The sequence below is a fragment of the Candidatus Koribacter versatilis Ellin345 genome (assembly GCF_000014005.1).
Classification (GTDB): domain Bacteria; phylum Acidobacteriota; class Terriglobia; order Terriglobales; family Acidobacteriaceae; genus Korobacter; species Korobacter versatilis_A.
In genome coordinates this window covers 4,872,323-4,894,552 of the sequence record NC_008009.1, presented here as the reverse complement: position 1 = coordinate 4,894,552, position 22,230 = coordinate 4,872,323, and the positions used below count along the sequence as shown (strand labels likewise).

The 22,230-nt window shown below is 59.6% G+C and carries 19 protein-coding genes; 7 read left to right on the top strand and 12 right to left on the bottom strand.

Annotated elements, in window-relative coordinates:
* Positions 1-140: 140 nt before the first annotated feature.
* Positions 141-1,634, bottom strand: a complete 1,494-nt coding sequence (locus ACID345_RS21470; protein ID WP_041857058.1) for a sigma-54-dependent transcriptional regulator — start codon at positions 1,632-1,634, stop codon at positions 141-143.
* A gap of 367 nt (positions 1,635-2,001) precedes the next feature.
* On the opposite strand from ACID345_RS21470, the gene ACID345_RS21465 reads away from it, so the two are divergent.
* Positions 2,002-2,466 (top strand): hypothetical protein, encoded by a 465-nt coding sequence (locus ACID345_RS21465; RefSeq protein ID WP_011524932.1) that lies wholly within the window; start codon positions 2,002-2,004, stop codon positions 2,464-2,466.
* A 58-nt stretch (positions 2,467-2,524) separates the two neighbouring features.
* Here the strand turns inward: ACID345_RS21465 and ACID345_RS21460 are convergent, their stop codons facing one another.
* Positions 2,525-3,271 carry a GvpL/GvpF family gas vesicle protein gene (locus ACID345_RS21460; protein ID WP_011524931.1) on the bottom strand — a complete coding sequence of 249 codons (747 nt, stop codon included), beginning with the start codon at positions 3,269-3,271 and terminating at the stop codon, positions 2,525-2,527.
* Positions 3,272-3,841: 570 nt separating this feature from the next.
* Between ACID345_RS21460 and ACID345_RS21450 the strand changes: the two genes are divergently transcribed.
* Positions 3,842-4,951 (top strand): GGDEF domain-containing protein, encoded by a 1,110-nt coding sequence (locus tag ACID345_RS21450; protein ID WP_011524930.1) that lies wholly within the window; start codon positions 3,842-3,844, stop codon positions 4,949-4,951.
* Here ACID345_RS21450 and ACID345_RS21445 read toward each other — a convergent pair whose 3' ends face one another.
* The 5 genes from ACID345_RS21445 to ACID345_RS21425 all read right to left on the bottom strand — a co-directional run bounded on the left by ACID345_RS21445 (position 4,952) and on the right by ACID345_RS21425 (position 7,320).
* Entirely contained in the window at positions 4,952-5,158 is a 207-nt protein-coding gene (locus tag ACID345_RS21445) for a type II toxin-antitoxin system VapC family toxin (RefSeq protein WP_041855969.1), read from the bottom strand.
* Positions 5,159-5,333: 175 nt separating this feature from the next.
* Positions 5,334-5,486: a hypothetical protein gene (locus ACID345_RS27315; protein ID WP_228370688.1), complete on the bottom strand. Its 153-nt coding sequence runs from the start codon at positions 5,484-5,486 to the stop codon at positions 5,334-5,336.
* A gap of 204 nt (positions 5,487-5,690) precedes the next feature.
* The gene (locus ACID345_RS27310) at positions 5,691-6,578 is read right to left on the bottom strand and encodes a hypothetical protein (protein WP_011524927.1); all 888 of its coding nucleotides are present in this window, start codon (positions 6,576-6,578) and stop codon (positions 5,691-5,693) included.
* 34 nt (positions 6,579-6,612) lie between these two features.
* Positions 6,613-6,966 carry an MmcQ/YjbR family DNA-binding protein gene (locus ACID345_RS21430; protein WP_011524926.1) on the bottom strand — a complete coding sequence of 118 codons (354 nt, stop codon included), beginning with the start codon at positions 6,964-6,966 and terminating at the stop codon, positions 6,613-6,615.
* 15 nt (positions 6,967-6,981) lie between these two features.
* Entirely contained in the window at positions 6,982-7,320 is a 339-nt protein-coding gene (locus ACID345_RS21425; RefSeq protein WP_041855968.1) for a PilZ domain-containing protein, read from the bottom strand.
* Between the two features lie 130 nt (positions 7,321-7,450).
* On the opposite strand from ACID345_RS21425, the gene ACID345_RS21420 reads away from it, so the two are divergent.
* From ACID345_RS21420 to ACID345_RS21410, 3 genes are read left to right on the top strand one after another with little or no spacing between them, the layout of a single operon-like run.
* Positions 7,451-8,026, top strand: coding sequence for an anthranilate synthase component II (locus ACID345_RS21420; protein WP_011524924.1), 576 nt, complete (start codon positions 7,451-7,453; stop codon positions 8,024-8,026).
* 58 nt (positions 8,027-8,084) lie between these two features.
* Positions 8,085-8,459 carry a nuclear transport factor 2 family protein gene (locus ACID345_RS21415; protein ID WP_011524923.1) on the top strand — a complete coding sequence of 125 codons (375 nt, stop codon included), beginning with the start codon at positions 8,085-8,087 and terminating at the stop codon, positions 8,457-8,459.
* Positions 8,456-9,511, top strand: a complete 1,056-nt coding sequence (locus ACID345_RS21410; protein ID WP_011524922.1) for a carboxypeptidase-like regulatory domain-containing protein — start codon at positions 8,456-8,458, stop codon at positions 9,509-9,511. The genes ACID345_RS21415 and ACID345_RS21410 overlap by 4 nt, the downstream gene beginning before the upstream one ends.
* Positions 9,512-9,651: 140 nt before the next feature.
* Here the strand turns inward: ACID345_RS21410 and ACID345_RS21405 are convergent, their stop codons facing one another.
* The 3 genes from ACID345_RS21405 to trpE all read right to left on the bottom strand — a co-directional run bounded on the left by ACID345_RS21405 (position 9,652) and on the right by trpE (position 14,620).
* On the bottom strand, positions 9,652-11,178 hold the full coding sequence (locus tag ACID345_RS21405; RefSeq protein ID WP_011524921.1) for an FG-GAP repeat domain-containing protein: 1,527 nt from the start codon (positions 11,176-11,178) through the stop codon (positions 9,652-9,654).
* A gap of 111 nt (positions 11,179-11,289) precedes the next feature.
* On the bottom strand, positions 11,290-13,011 hold the full coding sequence (locus ACID345_RS21400; RefSeq protein WP_011524920.1) for a hypothetical protein: 1,722 nt from the start codon (positions 13,009-13,011) through the stop codon (positions 11,290-11,292).
* Positions 13,012-13,150: 139 nt separating this feature from the next.
* Positions 13,151-14,620, bottom strand: a complete 1,470-nt coding sequence (trpE, locus tag ACID345_RS21395; protein WP_011524919.1) for an anthranilate synthase component I — start codon at positions 14,618-14,620, stop codon at positions 13,151-13,153.
* Between the two features lie 173 nt (positions 14,621-14,793).
* Between trpE and ACID345_RS21390 the strand changes: the two genes are divergently transcribed.
* Together ACID345_RS21390 and ACID345_RS25965 are read left to right on the top strand one after the other, a co-directional pair.
* Positions 14,794-15,648 (top strand): MBL fold metallo-hydrolase, encoded by an 855-nt coding sequence (locus tag ACID345_RS21390; protein WP_011524918.1) that lies wholly within the window; start codon positions 14,794-14,796, stop codon positions 15,646-15,648.
* Between the two features lie 35 nt (positions 15,649-15,683).
* Positions 15,684-18,350 (top strand): protein kinase domain-containing protein, encoded by a 2,667-nt coding sequence (locus ACID345_RS25965; protein WP_011524917.1) that lies wholly within the window; start codon positions 15,684-15,686, stop codon positions 18,348-18,350.
* Between the two features lies 1 nt (position 18,351).
* Here ACID345_RS25965 and ACID345_RS21380 read toward each other — a convergent pair whose 3' ends face one another.
* Together ACID345_RS21380 and ACID345_RS21375 are read right to left on the bottom strand one after the other, a co-directional pair.
* Positions 18,352-20,661, bottom strand: a complete 2,310-nt coding sequence (locus ACID345_RS21380; RefSeq protein WP_011524916.1) for a serine/threonine-protein kinase — start codon at positions 20,659-20,661, stop codon at positions 18,352-18,354.
* Between the two features lie 46 nt (positions 20,662-20,707).
* On the bottom strand, positions 20,708-22,138 hold the full coding sequence (locus tag ACID345_RS21375) for an FAD-dependent oxidoreductase (protein ID WP_011524915.1): 1,431 nt from the start codon (positions 22,136-22,138) through the stop codon (positions 20,708-20,710).
* Between the last annotated feature and the right edge of the window lie 92 nt (positions 22,139-22,230).

Below are 22,230 nucleotides of genomic sequence, written 5' to 3'. Positions count from 1 at the left end.
TAAGGCAACATGCTTGAATTGCTCCACTTAGGAGTTCGTCCCCACAGAATGCCAGCGTTTCAAAACTTCCCATCCAGCAACTCAGACTGGGAAAACAGTGGAACGGGCGTTCCACTTCTGGAACGCTGGGTTCTCTCGTTCTACGATGCGCTGGTCTTGCGCTCGGCGGAGATCTGCTCTTCGATGACTTTAAGCTTGTTGAGCAGCGCCTTGTAGCTGATTTTCAGGATTTTCGCAGCTTGGCGGCGGTTCCAGCGCGTCTGGTTGAGGACGCGTTCGATGGCCTCGCGCTCGGCGGCCTGCGCCGCGCGACGACCGATCTCCAGCAGGGACATCGTCTCTTCCCCGTTAGCAGGTTTCGGCGGCATCGCGGTGACCCGGGATGCTGCGTCGTTGACGGGCGGCGGGACTTCTTTCGGCAGTCCCCATAGTGGACTGGCGCCGGAAATCGAAGAGATGACCGGCTTGTGGGTGGAAAGCTCGCGGATGATCTGCGCTTCGTTGCCGACGATGACGTAGCGCTTGACGAGATTTTCAAGCTCGCGGATGTTGCCCGGCCAGGTGTACTCGATCATGCGCTGGATCGCGTATTCGCTGAACGGCGGCGGGTTCTTTCCGTAGAACTCGCTGTACTTGTGCAGGAAGTAGTCGAGGAAGACGGCGATCTCCGCCTGGCGCTCGCGGAGCGGCGGAATGTGGACGGTGACGACGTTCAGCCGGTAAAACAAATCTTCGCGGAAGAGACCTTCGCCGACGGCGCGCTCCAGCGGCTTGTTGGTCGCAGCGAGAACGCGGACATCCACGGCGATGTCGCGCTTGCCACCGAGCCGGGCGAACTCGCCGTCCTGCAGCACGTGCAAGAGTTTCGCCTGGAGAGCCGGGTGCATCTCGCTGATTTCGTCGAGGAAAATCGTGCCCCCGTGGGCCTGGTCGAACTTGCCGAGCTTCTGGCGATTGGCGCCGGTAAACGCGCCGGGTTCGTAGCCGAAGAGCTCGCTCTCCAGCAACTCGTTGGGAATGGCGGCGCAATTGACCTTCACGAAGGGCTTTTCGCGGCGCGAGGACTGCGCGTAAATCATGCGCGCGACAACTTCCTTGCCGGTGCCGCTTTCGCCACGGATGAGCACAGTAGCAGTGGTGTCGGCGACCTGCTCGATGGTTTCTTTTACTTCTTCCATCTTTGGACTGGTGCCGAAGAGGGCGACGAAGTCGTGGTTGCGACGGACCTGGTCGCGAAGCTGGACGACTTCGCTGGAGACGCGCTGGCGATCGACGATCTTGGCGATGCGGCGGTCGAGCTCGGCGGGGTCGAAAGGTTTGACCAGGTAGTCTTCGGCGCCCAGCTTCGAGACCTTGAAGATGACTTCGGGATTCGAGGCGCCGGAGGTCATGATGACGGTGACCTCAGGCTTGATCTGCTTTATGCGCTCCAGAGTTTCGACGCCGCTGAGATTCGGCATGGCGTCGAGCAGCACGAGGGCCGGATCGCAGACACGGAACATGCGGATAGCTTCGTCGCCGGAAGTGGCGGAGCTGACGTCGTAATTGCGGCGGGTGAGATAAGACTGCAGGAAGCGGGCGAGGCTAACGTCCTCGTCCACGATAAGAACCCGCGTTTTTTGGGCTGGCAGCATCCGGTACGACCCCATCATGAGCGAAGAAACCCCAAAAGGACCCTTGGGCGAGCTAGAACGAACTAAATACCCTGAAGGTACTCAGATGTACTTTGTGAGCATCCGGTTACCCACACCTGCTGAAAAAACAACCGTTTCTCTCGCCACACGACAGGCGAAGCGGCTTTTTGACCAGTTGGCTGGCTTTAGTGCCATTGTACCGCCGGGTGAGAGAAGTGGAAGAGGGGTGCACACGGGAAAAGCGTAAAGAAGTGCTGAGGTAGGGCTCAGATGTGAAGTCTGGTTCCCCAGTACTCGAATCCGTTTCATTCCTCTGCCTGCCCTGATGTGAAATAGAGGCTCCCACAACGGGCTTGAGGATTGAGCGATGATGATACCCATACCAGATCAAGGCATACAGAGCTTGGAAGCGGCCTCGTGGTCGGGCAATTGGGCGTGGGGGATTCCGCTGATTGTCGTCACAGTGGTGATCCACGTGGCGGGGCTTGGGCTGATTCGTCGAGTGACATCGCGCCGCAACCGGGAAGCGTCGTTGCTGACGGTGGCGGGCGCCACACTCCTGATCTGTGCGTTACACGCTGGCGAGGCCACGATCTGGGCCGTAGTTTATCGATGGCTGCAGGCGCTGCCCAATTTTCGGATCGCGGTGCTGTATTCGCTGAATGCGATGACGAGTTATGGCCACATCAACTTCGATCTCGAGCCGCATTGGCACCTGATGGGCGCGCTCGAAGCGCTCAACGGATGGCTGTTGTTCGGGTTGACGACGGCGTTTTTGTTGTCGCTGGTGAATCGGATTGGGGTGCCGCAAGAAGAAAACAGCGAAGCGTAGAGTGCGTAATGAAAAAGGCGGCCTTCTCGGCCGCCTTCTGCGCAGATTATAGATCTTGTTAGTTGCTCTGGTTGTTGACGGTCCGCAGTTTGCCGGGGAGGAAGTGGTAGGGCGGCCATGGGCCGCTGACTGACACTTCGCAATTCTTGAACTGGCGCGACGCGGAACTGAGACGGTTCTGATACTTCTCGACCGACTTGCTGTCAATGAGGTGAGCAATGTCGAGGATGATGCCGCCGGACTCGATCTTCTTGCAGCTGATTTCTTCTTCGAGTGGCGAGAAGAGTTTGTTGACCTGCAGCGAGAGCGCTCGCGCTTTGGTCTGGCGTTCACGTTCGCGGGCGGCGCGATCGCGGAGTTTCATGAGGTAGTCGCTGCCAACAGTTGCGGGCAGACCTCCGTCATTGAAAATCTCCTGGAGCGAGCCGTCTTTGAGGGAAACCTTGATGTGCATTTCGGCTTTGCCGCGGAGCTTGGCGACGGAGTCGAGGAAGGTCTTGCGATTGGTACGGACCGCGCGGCGGAGAGCGTCGTCGGTTTCGAAAATGGTGCCGAACTTGAAGGGCAGGACAGTCGAGATGCGGAAGCATTCGCTGACTACGCGAGCGTGCTCCACGATCGTCTGCTGCGTAAGTTGCGCGCCAGGCGTGTACTCGCTGACGACGACGGCGAAATCGCCGCTGGGATAAGCAAGCACAGCAGCCTGTTGAATGCCACGGATGTTAGAAAAGGCGAAAGGCCGACGAGCACGAAGGCCATTGTGAAGCGCTTCCTGTTCAGCAATACAGTATGCGTACCACGCCATAGTTTCTCCGACAGACGAACGGTTCAATCCCCGTTCAAGGATTTAGCGATAAAAATCCAGTAGAAGAGCCATAAGCTTTTGGAGCATTTCGCAGCGGGGAAGAAGTGTGGCTTGCGCAGGGCGGAATTTCGCTCAGCGAGGCACTCCGGGTTGCGAAGGTGGAGCTGATTGGTAGAAACAAGCTGAATGCGGCGCGAACGCCCGCGAAGCCTATCGTAAGCGGGTTGCGAGCGAAATTGCAAGCACGTGGTAGAGAATTCCTGAAAGTAATGGCGACTTTGCAATCCAACAGACATGCCAGGTGCTTCCTGCAAATGCCTTAATGGGCGAGGGTTTCAGGTTGGGCATGCCGGTGCCAAATAGCGGTTCTGGGCGACTCTGCGTTACGTTTCGAAACGGGATGGCATCAGCAGCTCACAAAGTGGGACCGTTAAGCCCCTGTCTTTCTGTGGAGTTAAGGGGTGAGTACGAAAGGGAATGTCTGGCGGGAAATGGCAGACGGGGTGCGGGTATTCCGGGCGGCCGGATAGGTGTGGCCAAATGCAAGTGAACGGGTGACCCGGGCCCTAAATGCTCCCTGACGACGCTACCGACTCCATTCCCCCAGAGCGGTTCGTGGTGGAAGTGTTCTCCGAACTCGACCAGGCGACGGTGCAGCGTCGCTGGCGAGAGGTGAATACGATCCTGCGCCTCGCCATGCTCGGCGGAATGCAGATCCAACTCGAAGCCACACTCAACATGCTGCTCGACTTCGCGGCCGAGATCTCATTCTTCGAAAAATCTCTCGTCTATTTCTGGGAAGAAGACAGCGAACAAGTGAAGCTGCGCCTCGCAGGAGGTATGGACCGCGAGACCGCCGAACCCTTTGTGCGCGGCAACATCTTTAATTTTTGGGCGACACGGTTTGGGCGTCCGCTGCTGGTGACGGCGGGACATAACCTGCTGTCGGATGCAGCACTGGAATCGCTGGGAGCGCGCTCAGCTTTGATCGTGCCGCTGGTGGTCAGCAATAAAGTCATCGGCTCCATGCAGTTGTTCTCCGCCGAGCACGAATCCTTCACACGTGAAGACGCGCAGCTATTTTGGATGCTGACGCTCGTCGCCGAGAACCAACTCACCCGCGACTACGAAAACGAAGGCCTGATCAAGTTTGCATTCACCGACTTCCTGACTGGGCTGAAGACCCGCGGATACTTCGAGCAGCAGTTGGAACTCGAGATCAAACGCGCGGAACGAAAGCGCACGCCGATCGCGATGCTCATGCTCGATCTCGATCACTTCAAGACCTTGAACGATACGTATGGGCATCACGTGGGCGACCAGGTATTGCGCGATGTTTCCGCAGTGTTGATGAAAGACTTGCGCGAAGTGGACACCGCCGCGCGATACGGCGGTGAAGAGTTCGTCATTGTGCTGCCGGAGACGAACACCACGGGTGCGATGCAGGTGGCGAACCGTATTCGTCGCGGCGTGGAGCAGGCAAAGTTCTTTGCAGGCTCGCCGCGGCAGGTCGAGCGACTGACCATCAGTATCGGGATTGCGATTTACGACCAGGATGCGCAATCGAAGCGTGAACTGATTGAAGCGGCGGATGCGGCGCTGTACCAGGCAAAGGGCCAGGGTCGCAATCAGGTGGTGACGCACGCGGAACTCGGTGTGAAGAAGAAGGAAGTGTCGTAGCTAGAGCTGGCGGACGGTTAGGTTGGGGATGAGCTGGAAATGGCGAAGGTTTAGCATGACCAGTTCGAATCCAAGATCGAGAGCGGTTGCTCCGATAAGCAGATCCTGAAAGCTGATTGCGATACCGCGGGCCGCTTGCTCACCTTCGATGCGGCCGGCGAGCTGGGCGATCTGTACAGTCACGGGATAGACGATGAGATCGCGCATAATTTCATCCACGAGGCTTGGCGGCGCGCGCGATTTGCACCCGTTCGAGTTCTGTAGATTCCGTGAGTGAGTTCGAGAACTGTAATTGCGGACAATGCGCTCATCGAGTCGCCACAAGTCCGCCGAACGCGGTCAAGCAATGCTGCAACGCTCTCACGCCCGCGTTCACCGGCGACTAAGATGCTGGAATCAAGAATGAGGCCCAAGGATTATTCCCACGAAGAAGTGTCGCGGGGGCGCGATTGCTGATGATTTTCTCGAGATCCGCCGCAAATTCAGCATCCATCACCGGATCATATCCGAGTTCCTTCGCGTGCTGTTCTGCCATTGCTATTGATTCAGACAAGAGGCGCCCCGTAGGCTCAGTCCGAGCTCGCATCACAATGGGGGGAAGAGAACCTCGCTCGATCACAACCTCAGCACCGGACCGGATGCGCGCCAATAGGCCTGCAAAGTCACGAGCGGCGTCGTCTTCCGAGATGTGAATCACCGTAGCCATCTGCTTAATTATATCTTGACTAACGAGCTCAACCTACTGAAACAACGACTTCACCTTGTGCCAGAACCCCTTCTTCTCCGGCTTTGCCATCCTCGGAGGCGGCTGGACTTCGGGATGCAAATCTGCAAATGCGTTGTTCGACTCCACTCGTAGTTTCATCACGTGCGCCGTGATTGGTGGCGGCATGCCGTCGGCGTTGAAGACGAAGGGCGTCTCGGCGACAACGTGCTCGTTCGCGCTTGCGACTGGGGGCGGAGGCGCCGGTGTGGGCTGCGGTTGTGCAGCAGGTGCCGGCTCGGCTTTTGCGACTTCAGCTTGGCGGACGGGTTCGGGTGCCGGAGGACATCCGCAGGTTGCGTTTTGCGGATTGGCTTGGGCGTTGGCGATATGGCCTTTGTGGAAGACCACGAAGTCCGAGGGTTTGATCTGGTAGGTGCCGTCGCCCATCTGTTCGTTGACGATGACTCCGCCGGTGCTCTCGCGATGCGAGCGCATGCAGGTATCGCCCTGTGGCGAGATGCCGATGTCGAGATCGAACTCGCCGGGGCCGGTAACGACGAAGCGGAAGTCGGGCGTAATGATCGAATCCGAAGAAGCGCCGATGGTGTAGTGCGACTCGAGGCTGCCGGAGCCGAAGCTGAACATCAAATCGCGGCCACTGGCCGATGCACTGACGCTGACCGTAGTGCCCTGGCAGACGATGAGATTGCCGCCGCGATGAAGCTCCAAGCGCGCCGGCTGCGTGCCGGATTCAATCGATGATCCGCTGAGGACCGTGGTGCCGCCTCCGGCGAGAGTTACCGAGCCGCGAATGCGTGCAATCGTCGAATAAAGTTCGCCGACCGGCGCTTGCGCGTGCAACCAGCACGGAGCGCAGAGGAGACCTGTGGCGATGGCGAGCTGGGGTAGACGCGGGGCCATGCGGAACTCTTCAGTTTACATGGCGGAATGAGCCCTAGCGCTTTGACTTAGGCTTGGCCTTCGATCGAGTCGGCCCTAGATCGGACGCGATCTTCCACGCTTCGCCTAGCGCCGACTTCACAGGTTGGGCCGTGGCAGTCGGCAGGAGAACGTGGGTGCAGCCCTGTTCTCCCCATTTGCCGGTGACCGGGCGAAACATCTTCGGATGTCCGCTGACGTAGCTCTTTTGCAGCGCGGGCGAGAGCTTCACCATGCCGATGTCGGCAGTCGGATAGCCGAGCGTGGCGAAGATGCGTCCACCGACGCGGAAGTCGGGATGGTTCATATGCGCGCGTTCTTCGGCTTCTGGGAAGCTGAGCGCGAACCGGCGAAAGTCGTCGGGGGTCATGAAAGCTTGGGTGAGCTACTTCTCGGCGACGAACTCGTAGTGCTGAATCGTGGCCGCGACACCTACTTTGCCATTCGCAGTCGCTGGGGAATCGACGCGAACGACGGTGCCTTTGCAACGCACGCGGATACTTTCGGTGAGCGTGATTTCCGGCGGCAACGTGAGCGTGAACTCGATGTCGGAGCCGGGCTGAATGGTCGAATCGAAATAAAAGCAGATACCGCGGGAACTGACATCGCGAGTATGAGCTTTGGCGTGTTTGACGCTCTCGGCGGAGTACTTCACCTCAACCGGCAATCGTAGATTGAACCGGCGGGTAGTGCGAAGCTCCTGCCCTTGGCGTGGAACATTCATAGGTTCTCCAGGGTGGTGGTAAGAATCGCGCTGTAAGGGCCAAACTGTCAAGCACGAAGCAGGACAATCAGCCGGGAAACTTCCGGTGCCGCTCCACGTTACCGATGGAAATCGGCTAGACTGACGCCAGATGGTTTTCGTTCTCGATAATTACGACTCATTCACCTACAACCTCGTGCAATACCTGGGCGAGTTGGGCGCGGAAATCGAGGTGCGCCGCAACGACCAAGTCACGGTGGAGGCGGTGGAAGCCATGCGGCCGGACCGGATTTTGGTGTCGCCAGGGCCGTGTACGCCGGGAGAAGCCGGGATCAGTATCGAGTTAATCCGTCATTTTGCCGGGAAACGCCCGGTTTTGGGGGTCTGCCTTGGACACCAGGCCATCGGCGAGGCGTTCGGGGGCAAGGTCGTCCGCGCGAAGAACCTGATGCATGGCAAGACCAGCCAGGTGGAACACGACGGCAAAACCATCTTCCGCGACGTGCGGTCTCCCATGACCGCCACCCGTTACCATTCGCTTATCGTGCGCGAGAGCGATCTGCCCAAGGAACTCGAGGTGAGCGCCCGGACCAATGACCACGACGGTAACTCGGTCATCATGGGGCTACGGCACAAGAAATTTCCGGTAGAAGGCGTGCAATTCCACCCGGAAAGCGTGCTGACCAGCGACGGCAAGCAACTGATTAAGAATTTCCTGGCGCTTTAAACCCACAAAATTCTGGTAACCGCAGTTTCGCGATAGTGTCTAAGTTAGCGGAGAGGCTATGACACGAGAGCAGGCGCACGAGTTTGCCACGCAATGGGCAGCGGCATGGAACCGTCGCGATGTGGAGGCGGTGCTGGCGCACTTCGCCGACGATGTGGAGTTCATCAGTCCGAAGGCGCAGCAGTTTGTGGGGCGCAGCGTGCTGAAAGGCAAAGCGGAGCTGCGCAACTACTGGGAGACGGCGCTCAAGCAGATCAACGACATCCGATTCACGCTCGACAGTGTGTTCGTCGGGCCGGGCGAGCGCGAGATCGCGGTGCTGTACACGTCGCGATTGAATGGGCGTGCGAGCCGCGCGATGGAGATCATGCGCTTCCACGAAGACGGACTGATCGTTCGTGGGGAAGCGATGTATGGAGTGACCATCGAATGAAGATGCTCCGCCATGTCGCGATGGTGATGCTGCTCGCTGGCGTAACTTTTGCCGGGGTGTGGCTGGCGCAGATCGAAGGCACTTGTCTGGACGAAGCCGGCAACCCCCTCGCCAACGCCGAACTGAAATTTCTCGACAAGCACAACGGCCATCGCTTTTCCGTGAAGACCGACGCGAAGGGGAAGTTCTTCTTCGGCGGCGTGGATCCGGGTGCGTACTCGGTGACAGTATTGCGCGGCAACCAGGTGGCGATGGAATTTCCGGCGATCGCGATTAGCTGGAGTTCGCGGCCGCAGCAGTTGGCGCTGGACCTGGCAAAACATTCCATCGAGGTGAAGCGCGAAACACGCCAGGCGGAGACGCTCGGTGGAGACACTTCTCCAGACGACTTTACGCCGGTGGTAGTGGGAGATGACGCGCAGACCGTAGCGGTACGAACGGCAATCGAGCAGGCGCAAAAGCAAGGACAGAATGGAGACTGGGCCGGAGCGATTGCGACGCTGAAGGCGAACGCTGAGTCATCGGGCGCGAAGTACGACATGGTGTGGGCGCAGTTGGCGAGTGCGTATTGCCACGCTAGCAAGTTTGAAGATTGCGCTGCGGCGTACGGGAAGGCGCTTGCGCTCAAAGAAGTGGGTGCGTATTACAACAATCGCGCGCAGGCGCTGGTCGTACTGAAACGATGGAATGAAGTTGATCACGACATGATGCTGGCGGAGAAGATGAACCCGGAGCATCGCGTGCTCTATGAGCGGAACCACGGCATGATGCTGGTGCAGAAAATCCAGAACGGCGAGAGCGACAATACGGCTACGGATTTCGAGGGCGCAGTTCGTGCCTTAAGCTCTGTGCTGCAAGAAGAGCCGGCGAATGCTGAGCTTTATTACTTACGTGCATATTGCCAGATCCGATTGCTCGGTGTGGCGAAGGAACCGCCTGCGTTTTCGGCAATTGAGAGTGGACTGCGCAAGTATCTTGAGTTGGAGCCGCACGGGAAGCATGCCGAAGAAGTGAATGCGATGCTGAAGAGTGTGGAAGAAGAGAAGCGGTGAAGTACTGGGATATTTGGGTAGCGATAGGGATCCTTCGACTGCGTTTCGCTTCGCGAAACTCCGCTCAGGATGACAGGGCTCAAAAGTCCCCACCCTATCGCGCGAAAAAGGCTCGCGCGATAAGGGTGGGGCACCCTGAATTAATTCACGGTGATGTAGGCGGGAGTGGAGTTCAGGTGGCCGCCGGTGGAGTCGTCTTCGACTACTACGATGCGGTGTGAGCCGGAGCCCAGCAACGCATTCGCGTTCATCGTGGAACCGCTGAAGTTGCCGTATTTCTTGCCGTCAACCCACAACTCGAGTCGCACAACGCTGCCGCTGGCGGCTTTGCCGGTCGCCCGCACGTTCACCGGCGACGTGTAGGTGTTGCCTGCTACGGGCGAACAGAGATGCACGCCGGGGCTGCTGGGCGCGGGGCACGCGGGGGCGCCGGAGTTGAGATACAGGACCAGCGAAGCCGTGTTGGCGCTGCTGTTCACCTGCACGGTTGCGATGTCCGGCTTCCCATCTTTGTTGAAGTCCGCAGCTACCGTCGCGTACGGGTACGCCTTGGCTGTCCAGCGCTGCGACTCAACGTAGTTGCCGGAGGTGTCCTGGGTGAGGATTGCGATCCCCGGCGTGTCCTGTGTGCAGCAATCTGGTGATTGGGTGAAGCCCGCGACTGCTTCCCAGCTACCGCCGTTGATGAAGTCTGCGCCGGCGCCGGAAAAGACCGCGCTCAGGTAGCTCGCCGCGTACGAACTCTCGGTGAAGACTTGCTTGAGCGTCCACTGGCCGTTGAGGTGGTTCTCGAGGAAATCGAGGCTGTTGCTCCACGAGTTGTGCGGGCCGGATTGGTAGTCGATGAGCACGACGTCCCGGGTTCCATCGCCGTTCACGTCGGCGGTGTACGGCGGGAAGTAGTCGAAGCCTCGCTCGTCCTCTTTGATCTCCTTCAGCGAGTAATGGCCGGCCTTGTCGCTGGTGCCGTAGAAGATCGTTCCGGCATTCGTGGCCCCCGACTGGCACGCCCCGATCAGGACGAGATCAAGCCGCCCGGCCTGCTCATAGTCGCCGCCGGTCGCGGAACTGAGGTGGCAATCAAAAATGTTCGTCGGATCGTTTTGCGCGCTGACGTCGGGATTCGCTTGCGTGACGGAGCGATTGAGGCTTCCCAAGCCGTTGCTGAAGAAGGTGGTGATCGCCGTGCCCGTAATGTTGGAACTCGCGTCGTGCGCGTACGAAGTCGTAACGACATCGAGTTTGCCATCGCCATCGACATCGCCGACGCTCAGGCTGGTACAAATGCCATCCAGCGGCGCGCTTCCGGCGAGCGAGAAATTCCCGCTGCCGTGGTTGATATAGATGCTGATGGTGGAAGCTGTATTGCCGCTGTTGATGTGGCAGGTCGCGATTTCGGGGAGTGCGTCGCCAGCGAATTGCGCGACTGCGGCGTACGCCGCAAATACGCCGATGTACTTGCGCGGAAGCATGCCACCATGGCCATCGTTGAGATAGACGTCCACCGGGCCGCCATAGGTGACGAGATCGGGAAAGCCGTCGCCGTTGACGTCCACCGGGATGAGGTGCTGGACCACCGGCGCGGCGTACGTGTGGGTTGAGAAACCAGTTTGGGCTACGAGTGGAAGAGCCAGGACAAGCGATAGGGCCAGAGCTGCGAAACGCATAGGGTCTCCGAGGGGGGAGCAGTTCTGGTGGCTAGGAAGCGGAAGGTGAGTGGCGGGTTTGCCGGAGTAAGTATCGTGGGGCGAATTGTTGGGAAATGGATGCGGGCGCGTTCAGTGGACGTTCGCGGCTTGCTTCGTGGCAGGTTTCGCCGGGGTCTTTGCCTTCTGGAGTTCTTCTTCGTAGCGTTTTAACGATGCGTTGAGCAAACCGAGGCGGAAGGCGATGCGGCCTTTTGGGTCGTCGAGAGTTTTGATGGCGGCCAGGGTGTAGGATTCGTCGCGCTCGAGAAGGAGGGCTTTGAGTGGAAGAGGAATGAGGTTGTCACCAAGACGCACATAACGAAATGCTGCCGACTTCTTTGCAGCTTTCGGATCTAGATACTCGATCTGGTTTAGCCCCGCGATCACGAAGCCGAGTGCCTGGGGCGCTTCCTCGGGAAACAAGCGCTGATACGCCCGCAGGAGTTGCATGTAAGTTTGCGGGTTCTGGGTCGGCGATCCTTCAAGCGCGCGGCGGGCTTCTGTGAGCATGATGCGCGCGTAATCCGGGTCAGGCTTCTTGCCTGTGCTGAGGGTGCCGACGAAATTCAGCAGCATATCAGCCCGAAGTTGCGCGGGTGCTCGATCGATGATCTGTTGGATCCCCGGGGTGTCCTGCTGCTTATACATCCCGTCGATCGCCGCCATCGCATACATCTTGTAGTCTTCCATCCAGTTTTGGAGTACCGACTTCTCGTCATCGGTGAGCGATCGAACAATCTCCACCGCGCGCTGTGGATCATGTTCATCTTGAATCGCGCGGATGGCCGCCAGTTCTTTCAATCGTGCGCTTCTATTCGGCGAATCCGCCTCGGCTGCGAGTTTCAAACAACTGTCTGCGGTCGTGCATGCGTCCGAGTCAATCCAATCGTGCTTGGGGCCCTCTGCAGAGCTTTGGCAAGTTTCAATTGCGGCGTGAATCAGTCCTTGTTGCGAGACGGGGAGCTGCGGCAATAAGTGCTGAGCGATGTTGGGAGCTCGTTCGCAATACTTCTGATTATCATCTTGATCTTTCGGAACATGTGAGAGGAATTGAGCGAAAATCGATGTGGCCTCATCTCGAACTGCGTTGGAAGCCTTCATCCGCGAGTCAAAATAAGGGAACGGAAACTGCATCAGGCCAAAGACCATGTCGTAGTCATTGGATTCCACCGCCGTATTCAGTGCTTTGATATAGAACTGGTCGGCCCAGGCTTCATCCTGGTATCTGATGCTTCCGATAATCTCGGGCAGGTACTGATTTCCGCGCAGTTGAAGTGCCTTCTCTGCAATTTCCTCCGCGCGCGCAGCGCCGTTGTCCAATGCATCTGTCGTGGCATTTTGCAGGATCACCTGGAGCAGCGCTTGACTGCGCAGGGAATTCGCCTCTCCAAGTTTCTCGCTGTCTGCGATTATGAATTTAAGGAGTTGGTCCGCTTTCGCAGTATCGATTCGATTTAGTACTTCGAAGATGTAAGTCGCGACTCGGAGACGCTCGATATGCTCGTCGTCACCCTCATTTTTTCGCTGGAATGTGACATCCTCGTATGCCTCTGAAAGCCACTGATGTGCGCGGGCAGGATCATCCTTCCACCAGGCCTCCGCGAGATGGGCTTTCATCACGGCATCCCATGGGCGGATGTGCCAGCCTTCTTCGATGGACGCGTTGGTCAACCTTTCGGCGCGGTCGCGCCAGAGGGCGGCGGCTTTTTGGGCTTCGTTTTGCTCGGCGGCGCTTGGGGCGGGTACGGGCTTGGTTTGCGCAGCGAGTGCGGCGGTGAGGGCTAGTGCAACGATGAAGGGCCGCAGGGGCATGGCGTCCTCCGACGAAAGTATAGGACGTGCCTGCAGTGCTTGGGTAAGCGAAGTTGTGAGGGTAGGGGTCCTTCGACTCCGCGGCCTTCGGCCGCTCCGCTCAGGATGACAGACCTAAACCTAAACCTAAAACCTAAAACTATCGTCCCGCCAGTTCGGCGGCGCGGACGACCGCTTGCGCTTTGTTGCGGCACTCCTGGAATTCGCTTTCGGGATCGCTGTCGGCTACGATGCCGGCGCCGGCTTGGACATACGCGCGGTTGTTTTTCACGACCATGGTGCGGATGGCGATACAGGAGTCGAGATTGCCGGCGAAGTCGGCATACAAAACCGAACCTCCGTAGACGCCGCGACGGGTGGGTTCCAGTTCTTCGATGATTTCCATGGCGCGGACTTTGGGCGCGCCGCTGAGGGTGCCGGCGGGGAAGCAGGCGGCGAAGGCGTCGAGCGCGTCGAGGTCGCCGCGCAGTTTGCCTTCGAGCGCGGAGACGAGATGCATCACGTGCGAGTAGCGCTCTACGTACATCAGGCCTTTTACTTTGACAGAGCCGTATTCGCTCACGCGGCCGAGATCGTTCCGTCCAAGATCTACGAGCATCACATGCTCGGCGCGCTCTTTTTCGTTGGTGCGAAGGTGCTCTTCGAGACGCGCATCTTCTTCGGCGGTCGCGCCGCGCTTGTAGGTCCCGGCGATCGGGCGGTACTCCAGCGTGCGGTTGTTGGCTTTCACCAGCATCTCGGGCGACGAGCCGAGGACGTGGAGGTCGTCCATGCGCAGAAAGTACATGTAGGGCGACGGATTCACCGTGCGCAGAGAGCGGTAGATGTCGAAGGGAGGCGCGGGCAGTGCGAAGTCGAGGCGCTGGGAGAGCACGACCTGGAAGACATCTCCTGCCGCGATATATTCCTTGCCGCGCTTCACGGCGTTCATGTAGTCGGCGGGCTTTGTGCGGGCGTGCAGCTTGATCTTCGCGGTTTTCTTTTCGGGACGCAGGCGACGAATCTTCAGTCCCGATACGAGCTTTTTCTCCAGCGCATCGAGATCGGCGATAGCGCGATCGTAGGCGGCGCGCGGCTTCTCGGTGCGGACGTCGGCGGCGGCGATGAGGTGCAACTGGTGGCGCAGGTGATCGAAGGCCAGCAGGCGGTCGTAGAACATGAAGACGCCGTCGGGAAGGTGGAGGTCGTCTTTGGCGATGTCGGGCAGGCGCTCGAAGTGGCGCACGGCATCGTAAGCAAAGTAGCCGACAGCGCCCGCGGTGAAGGGCGGCAATCCGGGGACGGTGGCGGGCTTGTGCTCGCGTAACGCGGCCCGCAGGGTTCCAAGTAGATCGGAAGACGACTTTTCGGTCTTCTTACCGCGGCGTATCGTAACTTCGCTGCCGCGGCCGGTGACGACCATGTAGGGCCGGATGCCGAGAAAGGTGTAGCGTCCAATACGCTCGCCGCCTTCGACGGATTCCAGCAGGAAGGCGTAAGGCTCTTTGTCGGCCAGAGCAAGGAAGGCGGAAACCGGAGTGAGGAGGTCGGCCGAAATCGTGCGCGTGACGGGGACGAGCGAGGCTTCGCGTGCTAGCTGCGAGAAGGACTTGAAATCTGGCGAGTCCATGGAGGGCCAATTATACGTGCCGCAATGGGTACCTTCGGAACCTACCCAAATAGGGTGTAATGGGGCATAAGTAAAGCAGTTGGCTCGTTTCGAACGTTGCGCTATACTTTGCGGACTCTCTCCCCAAACAGTTGTCGAAGGAATAACCCCTGCTGGAGCAGGGCGGAAAACCGATGCAGATAAAGTTTTGGGGCGTCCGCGGCTCAACCCCTACGCCACAACTCGAGAACATGCGCTACGGCGGCAACACCTCGTGTGTTGAGGTGCGGGTCAATGGGCAGATCTTCGTCTTCGACTGCGGTACTGGGTTCCGCAATCTCGGCAAGCAATTGATTAAGGAGTACGCCGAAAAGCCGATCCAGGCGCACGTGTTCATCTCGCACTTCCACTGGGACCACATCCAGGGCATTCCGTTCTTCACGCCGCTCTACGAAAAAGAGGACAACTACTTCTTCTTCCACTCGTCGAACCGCTCGCGCGGGTTGCAGCGGGCGATCGAAGAGCAGATGGCCGATCCGTACTTCCCGGTGGACATGAGCGAGATGGCGGCGCACCGGAATTTCTACGACATCGAAGAAGACCGCATTGCGTTCGATGATGCCATCGTCCAGTCGAAGTGGCTGAACCATCCGCAAGGATGTTTGGGCTTCCGCATGGAAACCGAGGACGGCATCCTCGTCTATGCGACGGACAATGAGCCGGGGCATCCGGTGTTTGACAAGAACGTGCGCAAGCTCGCCGAGGGCGCGGACATCCTGATCTATGACGCGCAGTATCTTCCGGACGAATACGCCGCGAAGAAAGTCGGGTGGGGCCACAGCCATTGGCGCGAAGCCGTCAATATCGTGATGGAAAGCGGCGCCAAAGAACTCGTTCTCTTCCACCATGATCCCGATCACAACGACGCCTGCGTGGATTCGATCGTGAAGTCGGCGCGCGATTATTACCCGAGCGTGCGTGCCGCGAGCGAAGGGATGGAGATCAGCGTTGGGGTGCACGAGCAGAAGGCTACGAATTCGGCAGGGTAAAGCGCCTCGATTACGCTACAATCCTGCATCCACGCATGACCCTTACATCCGGCACGAAGTTCGGCCCTTATGAGATTCAGTCGCCGCTTGGGGCGGGCGGCATGGGCGAGGTGTATCGCGCCAAAGACCTGCGGCTGGACCGCACCGTCGCCGTCAAGATCCTGCCCGGGCATCTCTCCGATAATCCCGACGCGAAACAGCGCTTCGATCGCGAGGCGCGGACAATCTCGTCGCTGAACCATCCCAACATTTGCACGTTGTACGACGTGGGCCAACAGGAAGGCACGGACTTCCTGGTAATGGAGTTTCTCGAGGGCGAGACCCTCGCCGACCGGCTGCGCAAGGGGCCGATGCCAATTGCCCAGCTGCTGAAGTGCGCGATTGAAGTTTGCGATGGGCTCGACCGGGCGCACCGCAGCGGGGTGGTGCATCGTGATTTGAAGCCCGGGAACATCATGCTGACCAAGGGCGGCGCCAAGCTGATGGACTTTGGGCTGGCGAAGGCGGCGGTTGCGAGCGCGAGTGCGGTGTCGAGTTTGAGCATGACGTTGAGCACGCCGGCGCAGAGCCATCCGCTAACGGCGGAAGGAACAGTGGTCGGCACGTTCCAATACATGGCGCCGGAACAGGTGGAAGGACGGGAGGCCGATGCGCGTTCCGATATTTTCTCGCTCGGTGCGGTGCTGTACGAAATGGCGACCGGAAAGCGGGCCTTCGAAGGCAAGAGCGCTGCGAGCACCATGGCAGCGATCCTGGAGCGCGATCCGGCTCCGATCTCGACGATCCAGCCAACAACCCCTCCAGCACTCGAAAGGCTGGTGAAGACCTGTCTCGCGAAAGATCCCGATGAGCGCTGGCAGACTGCGCACGACGTAAAGCTGCAACTGAAGCAGATTGCGGATGTGGCGTCGCAAAGTTCTGCGGCGGTGGAAGCTGTCGCGCCGAAGAAGAAACATCGTTTGGCGATAGCGTGGGCCGTCGCGGCATTCGCAGGCTTAGTGGCACTCGCGGCGATTACGTGGGCGCTGATGGCGGAAAAATCGCTGCCGCTGATACGTGCGGAAATCGCGGCGCCGGAGGGGCTGGAGTTCAATATCTCCGGAGATATCAGCGGGCCGCCGGTGATTTCTCCTGACGGGCGGAAGTTGGTATTTTCGGCGCGCAAGAGCGGGCAGGCTGCACAGCTCTTCGTTCGCGATTTAGAGTCCGTAACCGCGCGACCGTTGCCCGGTACCGAAGACGGGCGTTTTCCGTTCTGGTCGCCGGACAGCCGCAGTCTTGGGTTCTTTACCAACGACAAGCTGAAGCGCATAGATATTGACGCGAGCGCGCCGGTGACGCTGTGCGATTCCACGCTCGGGCGCGGTGGGAGTTGGGGCGCGGATGGAAACATCCTGGCGGCAATCTCGTACAACACGACGATTGCGATGCTTCCGGCGAGTGGCGGCGCACCGCACGAGCTGTCGAAGCTGGAGGGCACGAAGTATTCCTCGAACCGTTGGCCGACCTGGTTGCCGGATGGGAAGCACTATCTCTATGTCGCGGTGAACCACAGTGCGCCGACGAGCCAGGATACTGGCGTGTTCTACGCGTCGGTGGACGGCAAAGAGAACCGGTTCCTGGTGCACACGTTTTCGAACGCGCTCTTCGCAAACGGATACCTCATCTTCGAGCGCGAGCGCACGCTGCTGGCGCAGAGCTTCGATCCGTCGACGGGCAAGCTCAGCGGAGAGCCGAAAACACTGGCGGAAACTCCGCAGGTGGACGCGTCGTTATGGCGAACGAACCTATCGGTCTCGACCAACGGCATGATGATTTATGCGTCGGGCGCAGCTGCGGGCGGACAATCGCTGGCCTGGTATGACCGGTCGGGGAAGGTGCTTGAGTCGCTGGCTGGGCTGGGCAGCTTCCAGGAAGTTCAGCTTTCGCCCGACAACAAGAAGCTGGCCTTGACCGACGTCAATACGGTCGCGGCGAACATCTGGGTCTATGACCTGACGACCCACCTGAAGAACCGGCTGATGTTCAGCGGCGGAGTGACGCGCGGCCCCGTGTGGTCTCCGGATGGATCGCGGATCGCATTCACGATGAACCAGGGCGCAAGTATGGCGATTAAGCCCTCTGCGGGCGGGGCACCGGAACAAACGATTCTCACCGTACCGGACCACTCGCTCTCGGGCGTGACCACGTGGTCACCGGACGGGCGTCACCTCATGTACCAGCAGGGATACGGGCTTGAACTGCAGCTTAGCTTGCTGGATCCGTCCGGACAGGGCAAACCGCAGGCATTTGCGGGCAACGATATGCGCACCATGTCCGGACAATTTTCGCCCGATGGCCGTTGGGTCGCCTACATGGCGTTCATGAATTCGCAGCCGCAGATCTTCGTAGCACCCTTCCCTTGGACCGGTGAAAAGTGGCAGGTGTCGCAGGGATACGGGATCGAGCCGAGATGGCGCGGCGATGGGAAAGAGATTTATTACTTCGACTCGTCCGGCATTGTGGCGGTGCAGGTGGAGAACAGCGGAAATTCGTTCGCAGTAGGGACCGCGACGCAGTTGTTCCCGCTCGCATTGCCAGGGCTGAGCGCGGAATACGATGTGACCCACGATGGGAAGCGCTTCATCGCCGCCACGCAGAGTGGCGGCAGCACGCAGCCGTTGACGCTGGTTCAGAACTGGCCGTCACAATTGAAGAAGTAAATTACTTGCGATACTTCGCAACCATCGCCTGGAACTTCGGATCGCTGCGCAGCTTCTCGAAGTAGGGGCTGGCGTTGATGGCGCCGAAGTCGCGGAAGCCCAGGTCGAAAGCCTTCTGGATCGTCGCGAGGGCTTTCGCGTTGTCGCCCTTGGCCGCATATGCGGCGGCCAGCCAGTAGTAATTGATGGTATTGGCTTGCGGATATTTCAAGAGAACTTCGATGGCCTTGTCGTACTCACCCTGCGCGATATAAACCTGGCCGAATCCAAGGCCGGCGGTATTGGAGGTTGGGCTTAGCCTTCGCATCTGCTCGAACGACTCGAGCGCTTCCGAATAACGGCCCTGCGCGATCAGTGCGCGCCCGAGGTGGTAGTACGCGGGGTAGATCGAGGCCTGAAGCCGCAGTGCTTTGCGCGCGGCGGCTTCGGCGCCGATGGGATCGGGCGGTATCTGGTACGAGAGCGCCCAGGAGAGCAGGTCGGAGGCGTAGCCGCTATCGGGAGCAAGCTCGGTTGCACGGCGAAACTCGCGGGCCGCGGTGTTGTAGTCGTACTTAATCGCGGCGATGCTGCCGATGGCGAGATGGGTGTCGGCGGCGTCGGGCGCCAATTGCAATGCCTTTTGGCCATACTTCTCGGCAAGTTCAAGGTGCTTCGGGTCCGACTCCACATTACGGTAAAGCTGTGCCTCTACCCACGATAGGCCGGCGACCGCCGGCGGATAGTTGGCGTCGTACTTGAGGGCCTCTTCGAAATTCTTGCGCGCGCCTTCGAGGGCATCTTTGCTGTCGAAGGTGTTGGTGAGGGCAGAGCCGCGCAGGTAGGCGTCGTAGGCCTGCGGGTTATCGGTGGCGCGATGCTGGATCGCCTGCTCTTCTTGCGGCGAGAGCTTCAGGTTGAGTGACTGCGCGATCTTCATCGCCGTCTGCTCCTGCAAGCTGAAGACGTCCTTCATCTCGCCGGTGAAGTCGTCGGCCCACACTTGGAACCCGTTGGCTGCGTCAATCAACTGCACGTTGATACGCACCTCGTTGCCGGCCTTGCGCACCGATCCTTCCAGTACGTAGCGAACGTTCAGTGCTTTGCCGATGTCGGTGGCGCTCTTGTCGGCGGTTTTCGCGGCCACAACCGACGAATGCGATGCCACGTTGATTGCCTGGATCTTCGAGAGCTTCGTCGTGATCTCTTCCGTCATGCCCTCGCTGAAGTAATTGTTGTCGCCATCGCCGCTCAGGTTCTTCAGCGGAAGGACTGCTACGGAAGGCTTGGAAGATGATGTCGCAGCGGTCTGTTTCGCGGCGTCGTGCGATCGCTGCCACGCAATCGAGCTGAAGATGATGAGCAGCAATGCAACCGCGCCGGTAATCGCAATCCGCGCAATCTGCTTGTTCGAAAGCCTGCGTTTCGCCGGAGCCTGAACCACGCTGCTGCGCAGGGATTCGCTGCCGCGCTGAATGCGCTTGAGGTCGGCGCGCAGTTCTGCCGCGCTCTGGTAGCGCAGGTCACGGTCTTTCTCGAGTGCTTTGAAGACGACACGCTCGAACTCCGCGGGAATTGCTGGGTTGAGCTTGGTCATCGGCTCGGGAGCGTTGTCGAGAATGGCTTTGAAGATCAGGCCGGTGCTTTCGCCGGGAAACGGCAGGCGTCCGGTGGCGATTTCGTAGAGAACCACGCCGAAGGAGAAGAGATCGGTGCGGGCGTCGAGATCTTTTGCGGCGACCTGCTCGGGCGACATGTAAGCCACGGTGCCGAGCGTGGAGCCGGGGCTGGTGAGGTCTTCGTCGCGAACGACCGAGATGGTGTTGTCGGCGGGCTTCGAGGTGGCGGAGGCTGCGGCTGCACCGCCGACCTTGGCCAATCCGAAGTCGAGCACCTTGGCGTGTCCGCGCTTGGTGAGAAAGAGGTTTGCGGGCTTGATATCACGATGGACGATGCCGGCGGTGTGCGCGGCATCGAGGGCATCGGCGATCTCGATGGCGAACGGCAGGATGGTGTCCATGTCCATCGCCAGGCCAGACGCTTTGTGCTTCAGCGTCATGCCATCGAGGAACTCCATCGCGATGAATGCCTGGCCGTTCTCTTCACCGATGTCGTAAATGGTGCAGATGTTCGGATGGTTGAGTGCCGAGGCCGCCTGTGCTTCGCGGCGGAAACGCGCCAGTGCCTGAGCGTCACCGGCAACATTGGCGGGCAGGAACTTGAGGGCAACGAAGCGGTGCAGGCGGGTGTCTTCCGCCTTGTACACAACCCCCATGCCACCACCGCCGATCTTCTCGACGATCTGGTAATGCGAGATGGTTTGGCCAATCATCCAGGGAAATGGGGGTGCCCCATCTTATGAATGCTGCTGGCGTGCGTCAACGAAGAACGGCGGATTGACGCTCCGCGGCCTTATTCGCCAGTTTCAGAAGCCGCGCGCGGGAGATGGTTTTGCTGATGCGGTGCGTCTTCATCAGGTCTTCCACGATCTGCTCAATGCGGCGGTGCAGGCGAGTGTCGTGATCGAAGACGCTGAGGCGGTCGAGGAATCCCATACGGCGTAGGGTCTTGCGAAAGATTTCGTCATCGCGTTGCGCAGCCATTGCGGTTGCCGCCATGGTGAACAGGGGAAAGCAGCCGTCGGCATGGAATTGGTCGAGCTCCGCGCCTTGCCATTTGGCGGCGCGGGCCTCGTCGGCTGCGACCACGTAGTCATAGCGCTCGCGGGTCTCCGGATAAATAGCTTTCCAATATGCCGGCAGGATTTGGTCTGGCGTCGCCGCACCTTGAATGGCGTCGCGCAAGGCACGCGCGTGGATGAGTGCGAAAGACAACCCGAGCGCGAAGGTCGGATCGGTGTGGCAAACGGTATCGCCCACCGGCACGAATCCGCGGACGCAGGCGTCGCCGAACTCCACGTAGTGGCGCAGCGTGTTTTGCAATTCGCCCATCGGCAACACGCCGGTGATGGGCGTGGCGAAGTGCGGATCCACCAGCGGGGCGAGCGTCGGGATCGCGGCGGCGACGGCATTCCACGCGCCTTCGTTCTGCAGCACCCGCAGTTCTCGGTCCCAACTTCCGATGGCGAGTAGCAGCGCGAACGTACCGTTATCGCCGGTGAAAGTAGAAAACGCCGCGTAGCCGAGATCGCCGCGCGGCGTCACCAGCCACGGCCCGCGCGGAAACTGCTTGCCGGTGAACATCCGGAAATAGCGGGAGTAATAAATGATCTCGCTGTTGGTGCTCTCGGTGCGAAGATTGCAACCAACGGACGCAAGCTTCGCGGGAAACGGCGTGTTGCGGCCGAGCGCATCAACTACAAGGTCCGCCGTGATGGTCTCGCCGGTGTCGGTCGCGATGCCGAAAACCTTTGGCACGCCTCCGCGTTCGATGAGCACATCGGCAATCCGCGTGTTGCAGAAGACGGAGACGTTCGGATTCGAGAGCACCGCATTACGCAGTGCCCACTCGATCACAGGCCGTCGTACGGATAGATAGACGAGTTCGTCGTCCTCAGGGATGCGCCGGCCCTGGATCTTGTCCGCCGCCGAAAAATCGCTGGCCCCGGCGCGCAGCAGGACTTGGTAAACGTCGGGGAACAGGTGAATGAGTTCGCGGCGGCCGCGCGGCAGGAAGGCGTGCGGTTGGAGGAAATGCGCAATGCCGCGGCGGGTCCAGTTGGCGGCGTGCTCGTGGTGTCCGGTCTCGAAGGAGTCGCGCTCCACCAATGTCACACGATGGCCCGCGCGTGCCAAGGTGAGGGCACTGGCAAGTCCGGCAAAGCCCGCACCGGCAATCAGGATGTGCATGGTCGCGGCTAGTGTAATCGAATCCGGTTGCCGTTGTGTGATCCTCCTCCTTGCCCAACTTCGCTGGCGAACATATACTCCTAAGGTTTGCC

Excerpts from the sequence above, each read along its gene's own strand:
- ACID345_RS21470 (WP_041857058.1), bottom strand. The coding sequence starts at position 1,634 with ATGCTGCCAGCCCAAAAAACGCGGGTTCTTATCGTGGACGAGGACGTT.
- ACID345_RS21465 (WP_011524932.1), top strand. The coding sequence starts at position 2,002 with ATGATGATACCCATACCAGATCAAGGCATACAGAGCTTGGAAGCGGCC.
- ACID345_RS21460 (WP_011524931.1), bottom strand. The coding sequence starts at position 3,271 with ATGGCGTGGTACGCATACTGTATTGCTGAACAGGAAGCGCTTCACAAT.
- ACID345_RS21450 (WP_011524930.1), top strand. The coding sequence starts at position 3,842 with ATGCTCCCTGACGACGCTACCGACTCCATTCCCCCAGAGCGGTTCGTG.
- ACID345_RS21445 (WP_041855969.1), bottom strand. The coding sequence starts at position 5,158 with ATGCGCGATCTCATCGTCTATCCCGTGACTGTACAGATCGCCCAGCTC.
- ACID345_RS27315 (WP_228370688.1), bottom strand. The coding sequence starts at position 5,486 with ATGGCAGAACAGCACGCGAAGGAACTCGGATATGATCCGGTGATGGAT.
- ACID345_RS27310 (WP_011524927.1), bottom strand. The coding sequence starts at position 6,578 with ATGGCCCCGCGTCTACCCCAGCTCGCCATCGCCACAGGTCTCCTCTGC.
- ACID345_RS21430 (WP_011524926.1), bottom strand. The coding sequence starts at position 6,966 with ATGACCCCCGACGACTTTCGCCGGTTCGCGCTCAGCTTCCCAGAAGCC.
- ACID345_RS21425 (WP_041855968.1), bottom strand. The coding sequence starts at position 7,320 with ATGAATGTTCCACGCCAAGGGCAGGAGCTTCGCACTACCCGCCGGTTC.
- ACID345_RS21420 (WP_011524924.1), top strand. The coding sequence starts at position 7,451 with ATGGTTTTCGTTCTCGATAATTACGACTCATTCACCTACAACCTCGTG.
- ACID345_RS21415 (WP_011524923.1), top strand. The coding sequence starts at position 8,085 with ATGACACGAGAGCAGGCGCACGAGTTTGCCACGCAATGGGCAGCGGCA.
- ACID345_RS21410 (WP_011524922.1), top strand. The coding sequence starts at position 8,456 with ATGAAGATGCTCCGCCATGTCGCGATGGTGATGCTGCTCGCTGGCGTA.
- ACID345_RS21405 (WP_011524921.1), bottom strand. The coding sequence starts at position 11,178 with ATGCGTTTCGCAGCTCTGGCCCTATCGCTTGTCCTGGCTCTTCCACTC.
- ACID345_RS21400 (WP_011524920.1), bottom strand. The coding sequence starts at position 13,011 with ATGCCCCTGCGGCCCTTCATCGTTGCACTAGCCCTCACCGCCGCACTC.
- trpE (WP_011524919.1), bottom strand. The coding sequence starts at position 14,620 with ATGGACTCGCCAGATTTCAAGTCCTTCTCGCAGCTAGCACGCGAAGCC.
- ACID345_RS21390 (WP_011524918.1), top strand. The coding sequence starts at position 14,794 with ATGCAGATAAAGTTTTGGGGCGTCCGCGGCTCAACCCCTACGCCACAA.
- ACID345_RS25965 (WP_011524917.1), top strand. The coding sequence starts at position 15,684 with ATGACCCTTACATCCGGCACGAAGTTCGGCCCTTATGAGATTCAGTCG.
- ACID345_RS21380 (WP_011524916.1), bottom strand. The coding sequence starts at position 20,661 with ATGATTGGCCAAACCATCTCGCATTACCAGATCGTCGAGAAGATCGGC.
- ACID345_RS21375 (WP_011524915.1), bottom strand. The coding sequence starts at position 22,138 with ATGCACATCCTGATTGCCGGTGCGGGCTTTGCCGGACTTGCCAGTGCC.